At 70.7% G+C, this 6,306-nt stretch carries 6 protein-coding genes; 2 read left to right on the top strand and 4 right to left on the bottom strand.

The window, feature by feature from the left end; translation table 11 throughout:
- Positions 1-158 precede the first annotated feature (158 nt).
- Complete coding sequence (locus tag ACFVIM_RS31485; protein ID WP_384308665.1) at positions 159-1,169, top strand: MurR/RpiR family transcriptional regulator; 1,011 nt, start codon at positions 159-161, stop codon at positions 1,167-1,169.
- 106 nt (positions 1,170-1,275) lie between these two features.
- The gene (murQ, locus tag ACFVIM_RS31490) at positions 1,276-2,250 is read left to right on the top strand and encodes an N-acetylmuramic acid 6-phosphate etherase (protein WP_384308668.1); all 975 of its coding nucleotides are present in this window, start codon (positions 1,276-1,278) and stop codon (positions 2,248-2,250) included.
- A 281-nt stretch (positions 2,251-2,531) separates the two neighbouring features.
- Here murQ and ACFVIM_RS31495 read toward each other — a convergent pair whose 3' ends face one another.
- The 4 genes from ACFVIM_RS31495 to ACFVIM_RS31510 form a co-directional block, all read right to left on the bottom strand.
- Positions 2,532-3,092 carry a hypothetical protein gene (locus ACFVIM_RS31495; RefSeq protein WP_384308671.1) on the bottom strand — a complete coding sequence of 187 codons (561 nt, stop codon included), beginning with the start codon at positions 3,090-3,092 and terminating at the stop codon, positions 2,532-2,534.
- A 215-nt stretch (positions 3,093-3,307) separates the two neighbouring features.
- Positions 3,308-3,871 carry a hypothetical protein gene (locus ACFVIM_RS31500; protein ID WP_384308673.1) on the bottom strand — a complete coding sequence of 188 codons (564 nt, stop codon included), beginning with the start codon at positions 3,869-3,871 and terminating at the stop codon, positions 3,308-3,310.
- 181 nt (positions 3,872-4,052) lie between these two features.
- On the bottom strand, positions 4,053-4,613 hold the full coding sequence (locus ACFVIM_RS31505; RefSeq protein ID WP_384308676.1) for a hypothetical protein: 561 nt from the start codon (positions 4,611-4,613) through the stop codon (positions 4,053-4,055).
- 221 nt (positions 4,614-4,834) lie between these two features.
- On the bottom strand, positions 4,835-5,401 hold the full coding sequence (locus tag ACFVIM_RS31510) for a hypothetical protein (RefSeq protein ID WP_384308679.1): 567 nt from the start codon (positions 5,399-5,401) through the stop codon (positions 4,835-4,837).
- Between the last annotated feature and the right edge of the window lie 905 nt (positions 5,402-6,306).

Genomic DNA, 6,306 nt, shown 5'->3' on the forward strand with positions numbered 1-6,306 from the left:
GTCCCGGCGGTGGGGGCGCCCCGGCCGGATTCCCCCTGCGGCACTCGGGGACCAGCGCGCTCCCCCGGCCCCCGTAGCCGGAGCGCCCCTGGCATCACCGTGGTCTCACCCGTCACCCGGACTTGACTCCTCCGGAAAACTGAAAATACCTTCCAAATGTGAGCGACTCAGTGAAGGAAATTTTCACCCCGGGGTCCCCCGGATCCTCGGGAGCCCCACGGTCACCGGAACCGGGCCGACGCCCCACCGCCACCAAGCCCACTCCATCCACCTCACCCGCCCCGCCCACCGCACCCGCCGCCCTCGCCGCCAAGGTCCGCACCCTCGTCCCCTCCATGACCCGCTCGATGCAGCGCGTCGCCGAGGCCGTCGCCGACGACCCGGCGGGGTGCGCCGCCCTCACCGTCACCGGGCTCGCCGAGCTGACCGGCACCAGTGAGGCCACCGTCGTCCGGACCGCGCGGCTCCTCGGCTACCCCGGCTACCGGGATCTGCGGCTCGCCCTCGCCGGGCTCGCCGCCCACCAGCAGTCCGGGCGCGCACCGAGCGTCACCCCCGACATCACCATCGACGACCCGATCGCCGAGGTCGTCGCCAAACTCGCCAGCGACGAACAGCGCACCCTCGCCGACACCGCCGCCACCCTCGACACGGCCGCGCTCTCCGCCGCCGTGGCCGCCGCCGCGACCGCGCGCCGGATCGACATCTACGGAGTCGGCGCGTCCTCCCTCGTCGGAATGGACCTGGCACAGAAACTGCTGCGGATCGGCCTGATAGCCCACGCCCACACCGACCCCCACCTCGCCATCACCAACGCCGTGCAACTGCGCTCCGGCGACATGGCCGTCGCCATCACCCACTCCGGCTCGACCGGCGATGTGATCGAGCCTCTCCGTACCGCCTTCGAACGCGGTGCGACCACCGTCGCGATCACCGGGCGGCCGGACGGACCGGTCTCCCAGTACGCGGACCATGTCCTGACCACCTCCACCGCGCGGGAGTCCGAGCTGAGACCGGCCGCGATGTCCTCGCGCACCGGGCAACTGCTCGTCGTCGACTGCCTGTTCATCGGCGTGGCGCAACAGATCTACGAGACGGCCGCCCCCGCCCTCGCCGCCTCCTACGAAGCCCTGGCCCACCGCCACTCGGCCCGGACCCCGACCCGCTGACCCCGCACCCACCCCACCCTGCCCACTGTCCGCGCACCACGACCCCACTGTCCGCGCACCACGACGCTCCACCCGCCCGTTGACCGCCCTCACGGAAAGCGTGCCCATGACCTCGACACCGCCCGCCACCGCCCACGGAGACCCGCAGGGCGCCCCGCGCGACGACCGCGACGCCCGTGACGCACTGCGCGCACAGCTCGCCACGCTCACCACGGAGGCGTTCCGCCCGGACCTCGCCGACATCGACCAGCGGTCGACGCTCGACATCGCCCGGACCATGAACGGTGAGGACGCCTCCGTACCCGGCGCGGTCGCCGCGCGACTGCCGCAGATCGCCGCCGTGATCGACGCCATCGCCGAACGGATGGCGCACGGCGGGCGGCTGGTCTACGCGGGCGCGGGCACGGCGGGACGGATGGGGGTGCTGGACGCCAGCGAGTGCCCGCCGACCTTCGACACCGACCCCTCCCAGGTGGTCGGGCTGATCGCGGGCGGGTCGGAGGCGTTCGTCCAGGCCGTGGAGGGCGCCGAGGACCGTGCCGACCTGGCCGTGGCCGACCTCGACGCGCTCGCGCTCACCGACCGGGACACGGTGGTCGGGATCTCGGCGTCGGGGCGGACCCCGTACGCGGTCGGCGCGGTCACCCACGCCCGCGCCCTGGGCGCGCTGACGGTCGGGCTCTCCTGCAACGCGGGCAGCCCCCTGGCGGCGGCGGCCGAGCACGGCATCGAGATCGTCACCGGCCCCGAACTCCTCACCGGCTCGACCCGGCTCAAGGCGGGCACGGCCCAGAAGCTGGTGCTCAACATGATCTCGACGATCACGATGATCCGGCTCGGGAAGACCTACGGGAACCTGATGGTCGACCTGCGCGCCTCCAACGACAAACTGCGGGCCCGCTCCCACCGGATCGTGGCCCTGGCCACGGAGGCGGACGACACCGCAGTCGCGGGCGCGCTGACGGCGGCGGGCGGCGAGGTGAAGGTGGCGATCCTGATGCTGCTCGCGGACATCGACGCCCCGGCGGCGACCCACCGCCTCACGTCGGCCAACGGGCATGTGCGGCCGGCGCTGGGCTAGAAGGTGATGAGTTTGACCGCTGTGACGGTGAGGACGTCGGGGGCGCCGACGTCGTAGACGACGATCGCGTCGGCGCCGGTGACGGTGGCTTCGCGGTAGTCGCGCTCGCCGGGCTTGGCCGCCCCCCGATCCGTGGCCGAGCCGGGCGGAGGGGGACGGCCGGGAGGACGCCCGCCCGTCCCCCTCCTGGGGCTGGCCCCATCCCCGGACCGTGCCGGGCGGTGTGCCGGGGTCCCGGCGTCTCCGCCGCCCCACCGTGGACGGGCACCCGGCACACGACCTCAGAGCCAGATGGGCGTGCTGTTGAACGGCGGGAAATCGGCGAACGGCGGGTTGTAGCCGGGCGGGAACCAGACCGTCCCCCGGACGCTCAACTCATACCGACCGGGGCTGTACCACACCCAGACCGACCCGCTCACCCAGGAAGTGTTGTACGAGTCCACGGTGCTGAACTCGGGCCAGCCGTTCTTGTACAGGACCAGGACGAGGCGGATACGCGACACGGCGCCGGTGCAGTTCACGCTGGCGGCGGCGTGGACCTTGTCCGCCGACTTGTACGGGCTGTACACGTGCAGCGTGCAGGTGATGTTGAGCTGGGCTTGCTTGGCGGTGCGCGAGAGCGTGGTGCTGACCGCGCCGGTCTCCGCCGTGTAGGTGGAGACGCCCTTGGGGAGGGTGAAGGTCTTCGAGACGCTGGGGGCGAGTTTCGCGATCTGGCCGCTGGGGGCGGTCCGCGCCTGGGCGGTGGGTGCGGTGGCGACGGCGCCGACGGCCGCCATCATCCCGATGGCGAGGGTGCCGGCGGCGGTGCGGGTCAGGGAACGTTTTCGGTTCACAGCCATGGTGATCTCCTTCGAAGGGAGAGCCGGGTGGAGGGGGATGGTTGGGAGGACGCCTGACCGTCCCCCTCCTGGGGCTGGACCCGTGTCCCGGACCGCGCCGGGCCGGTGTGCCGGGGTTCCCGGTGTCTCCGCCGCTCCACAGCGGACGGGCACCCGGCACACGGCGTCGCTCACCCCGCGGGCCCACTCCGGGGAAGGGCCCTCGGAACACGGCCTCAGAGCCAGAGGGCCGCGCTGTTGACCTGCGGGAAGTTGGCGAACGGCGGGCTGTAGCCGGGCGGGAACCAGATAGTCCCGATACCGCCCGTCTGATACAGCGCGTAGGAGTACTGGAGTACGGCCGTGACGCTGGCGTAGGAGAGCCCGGTGGAGCCCGAGGTGTTGGTCACTTGGAGCCAGTTGTTCCGGTACAGCCCCGCGGTGACGCTGATCTGCTTGACGGCGCTGGTGCAGCTGATGTGGGCGCTGCCACGGACCTGGCCGAAGTACACGTTGGGGTTGTACACGTACAGCGTGCAGGTGATGTTGAGCTGGGCCTGCTTGGCGTCGCGGACGAGGGTGGCCTTGGCCGCGCCGGACTGCGCTTTGAAGGTGGTGACGCCCTTGGGCAGGGTGAAGGTCTTCGAGACGCTGGGGGCGAGTTTCGCGATCTGACCGCTGGGGGCGGTCTGGGCCTGGGCGGCGGGTGCGGTGGCGACGGCGCCGACGGCCGCCATCATCCCGACGGCGAGGGTGCCGACGGCCGAGCGGGTCAGAGAGCGTCTTCGGTTCACAGCCATGGTGATCTCCTTGGAGACGAGACGGCACGGGAGTCGGCCAACGGCCATCCGCGCCCGGCGCGGTCTTCAGCACCCTTATCGCCGGGCGAGCGGGAGCTCAGAGCCCGGGGTGGAGCCGAGCGCGGTGTGGAACTCGGCGCGCGGGCCGCCCACTTCGGGGAAGGGCCCTCGGAACACGGCCTCAGAGCCAGATGGCCGCGCTCCTGATAAACGGGAGGTTGGCGGTCGGAGGCGTGTGGCCGGTCGGGAACCAGAGCGTCGACACGGCGCCCGACTGATACAGGGCGGGGATGTACCACCGCCAGGCCACCGAGCTGGCCCATGAACTCCCGTATGAGTACTCGGTGTTGGTCGTGAGCGCGCCGTCCTGGTACACGCCCGCGATGACTCGGATCTGCGTCATGGGGCTGGTGCAGTTCACGCTGGCGGAGCCATGGGCTTTGTCCGCCCACACATACGGGTTGAACACGTGCAGCGTGCAGGTGATGTTGAGCTGGGCCTGCTTGGCGTCGCGGACGAGCGTGGTGCTGACCGCGCCCGACCCCGCCGTGAAGGTGGTGACGCCCTTGGGGAGGGTGAAGGTCTTCGAGACGCTGGGGGCGAGTTTCGCGATCTGGCCGCTGGGGGCGGTCTGGGCCTGGGCGGTGGGTGCGGTGGCGACGGCGCCGACGGCCGCCATCATCCCGACGGCGAGGGTCCCGACCACCGTGCGGGTCAGCGAGCTTCTTCGGTTCACAGTCATGGTGATCTCCTTCGAAGGGAGAGCCGGAGAGCCGGGCGGAGGGGGACGGCCGGGAGGACGCCTGACCGTCCCCCTCCTGGGGCTGGACCCCTGGCCCGGACCGCGCCGGGCCGGTGTGCCGGGAGCCCGGTGTCTCCGCCGCCCCACAGCGGACGGGCACCCGGCACACGATGTCGCTCACCCCGCGGGCCCACTCCGGGGAAGGGCCTTGGACAAGGACCTTAGATCCAGACGGCCGCGCTGTTGACCTGCGGGATGTTGCCGACCGGCGGCGAGTAGCCGGGCGGGAACCAGATCGTCGCCACGGATCCCGTCTGCCACCAGCCCGCGCCGCTGTACCAGCGCTGGGCTGTCGCGCTCACCCAGCTACTGCCGTACGAGTACTGGGTGTTGGTCACCTGCAGCCAGTTGTTCAGGTACAGGCCCGCGACGATGCGGATCTGCGACACGGCGCTGGTGCAGCTCACGTTGGCGTAGCCGTTGACATAGCCCGCCGAGTAGTACGGGTTGTACACGTACAGCGTGCAGGTGATGTTGAGCTGGGCCTGCTTGGCGGTGCGGGTGACCGTGGCCTTGGCCGAGCCGGACTCCGCCTTGAAGGTGGTGACGCCCTTGGGGAGCTTGAAGGTCTTCGAGACGCTGGGGGCGAGTTTCGCGACCTGGCCGCTGGGGGCGGTCTCCGCCTGGGCTGCGGGTGCGGTGGCGACGGCGCCGACGGCCGCCATCATCCCGACGGCGAGGGTGCCGACGGCCGAGCGGGTCAGGGAACGTCTTCGGTTCACAGCCATGGTGATCTCCTTTGAGATGAGATGAGATGAGATGGCGCGGCTCATTCTGGAATAGCGCCATTGCCATCGCGGCCATCGCTTCGCCATCACTGCCGCCTTATTACTGCGGCAATGCTGAGGAAATATTGGTGCGCCGCCTATTCGGCGCGAGATGATGTACTGCGGTGTGCCGGATGAGGGCGTGACCTTCCGGATTGGCCATGCCCTTCCGCGCGCCATGTCCGGGTGTATCCCGGCGCATGGGCGACACCGGAGGAATCCCCCTCCGCCTGCTGGGCGCGGGGATCTATGCCGACCTGGAACTCTGCTTCCACCTGAGTGGATCTCCGGCCCTGGCTCGTCTCCGACCTGGGCCTTCACGCCGTCCTGACCTGCTGGGTCAGTGCGGCGGAACTGTGGTGCGGACGCTCCGGCCGATCCGGCTGGGGTCCGGAGATATCTATGGTGTCGCGTGTTACCAAAGACGCGGAAGTGCTCCGCTTTCTTTTTCGCGATGCCCCGTGGTCGGCTTCGCGCGATTCATATTCCGCCGGGCTGTGGCCCACCGTCAACCCGGAATGTGTGGATGTCTTGAAGGTGGTGCGGAGATAGGCATTCCGGGAAATCCGTCAGGTAACACGAGTCCCAAAAGAGGCGAGTATGCGGATGAGGAGGATCCGGTTTTCGGCGTTCCGGCCTTTCAGCGCGGGTGGGAGGGCGCATATGCCGCCGGGGACTGTCCCGGCCAGATGCGGGTGCCCGGAGTGCGGACGGAGCCCGGGAGCGTATGCGTTTCGGCCACGGAGGGGATGGGCCGGGGTGGACCGGTGCGCCGTCGGCGGGGCGCGGGAGGACACGACGGCGCCCCGCTCGGCGCCGGGAACGGCACCCGTGCGAGGGTGCCGCCCCCGTTCAGGGAGCGGGGC

Origin of the sequence: Streptomyces sp. NPDC057638 (assembly GCF_042800315.1) — a bacterium.
Taxonomy (GTDB): domain Bacteria; phylum Actinomycetota; class Actinomycetes; order Streptomycetales; family Streptomycetaceae; genus Streptomyces.